Annotated in this window: 1 protein-coding gene; it reads left to right on the forward strand. The window is 47.5% G+C overall.

All coding sequences use genetic code 11. From position 1 onward, the window contains the following. The first annotated feature begins 185 nt into the window (after positions 1-185). Positions 186-1529 (forward strand): ISLre2 family transposase, encoded by a 1344-nt coding sequence (locus CVD23_RS20735; RefSeq protein ID WP_101667051.1) that lies wholly within the window; start codon positions 186-188, stop codon positions 1527-1529. Positions 1530-1628: the final 99 nt, after the last annotated feature.

Here is a 1628-nt window from a genome sequence, read left to right on the forward strand (position 1 = left end):
AAGTATGAGTAAAATGTTTGTAGGAGAATTATTTCCCTTCTCATCCAGATAATGGCGTAGCCGTTAGCTGGATGAGAAGGGCCACCAAGCGAACGCGCGGTAGGAAAAGCAAAAAACGTGAAAAAGAGGGTCTCCTCTTGTTAGAATCATAGTCGACAAAAACCCGATTCTAAGGAGTGACCCTCATGCAAAAGAATACCACGAATTATCCAAATTTAAAACAGATTGAGCAACTGGTATGGAGGAAATTACAGGAAACCTTTTCGACTGTCATGACCAGCGTACTGACAGAAATGGACGAACAGATCGCAAAGGAACGCGATGTAAAGAAGTATCGTCTTCAAGACAAGCGCGTGCTGAAGTTGGTCAGCATATTTGGGGAAATCGAGGTAGAAAGGAATTATTATCGGGACAGGCAGACAGGCGAGTATGTCTATCTCCTTGACCGTTATTTGGAGTTCGAGGGTGCGGGCGGATTCAGTCCCTTGATTGAGGAAGCAGCCATTGAGCTGGCCGTTACGGGCCCTTCTTACCGCAAGGCAGCCAACACACTTGAGACTCTGCTTGGCTATCGTGTCATCAGCCATGAAGCCATCCGGCAGCACCTTTTAAAGGTAACCAGCATCCCGAAAGAACGCCAACCTATACACCGTCCTGTTTTGTTTGTGGAGGTGGACGGGTTATACGTGAAGAGGCAAGAGAAAGGGAAAAGGGGCAAGGAAGAAAAGATAGCAGCGGTCCATCAAGGATGGGAAATCAACGGAAAACGAGTCGCTCTTAAAGATAAAAGGCATTTCGTCCATCGCGGGAAAGAGCCCTTTTGGGAAGCGTTTGAGGACTTTCTCATTGACACATTCGAATATGATCCAGCCGTCCACAGGCTTGTGATAAACGGCGACGGGGCGAAGTGGATAACGGCTTGCCGGGAGCACTTCAACGGGCGTGCCTTCTTTTCGATTGACCGCTTCCATGTGGCACGTGATATCCGAAGGCTGTTTCGTGAACATCCCCGCTACCGGGAAATGCAAAAGGCACTTGCCTCCTACAACGGCGAAAAATTGATTACAGAACTGAATAGTGCAGTTGGAACACTCGAAACAGAAGCGCAGGAGAAACGGCTGGAGGAATTGATTCATCAGCTGGAACAGTATCCGGAGGCCTTAGGCGACTATCGTAAATGGCTGAAGGAAAAAGGGATCGATACGGAAAGAATGCGGCCGATGGGGAGTGCGGAAGGAACGATGAGCGTGTTCGCAAAACGGCTGAAAAACGGCCGCAGCTGGGTGGAAAACGGTGCAAGTGCCATGATCACCGGATTGGTGGCATTCCTGGACAAACTGGCTTTGAAAACGTTGTTTGGGCGGGTTGAGAGATGGACAGAGTCCAAAGAGGTAACGAACCCACCAAGGCATTATGTGGAGAGGGTGACAAGCACAATTGGTGAAGCCACTAGGGATAATATTCAATATCTAAAGGGAAAGGGAAATATTCCGGTATACATAGCCTTAAAGGCACTTAAAGGATTTTAAAAAACGACTATTGATCAACAAGAAAGAACCCCAAATTCATGAATCCGCTTACACGTTTTAGGTGGAAATAAATTCCGCCAACAAATGCTTGACTCAAAC

This window comes from Bacillus sp. V33-4, assembly GCF_002860225.1.
GTDB lineage: Bacteria > Bacillota > Bacilli > Bacillales > Cytobacillaceae > Bacillus_BJ > Bacillus_BJ canaveralius.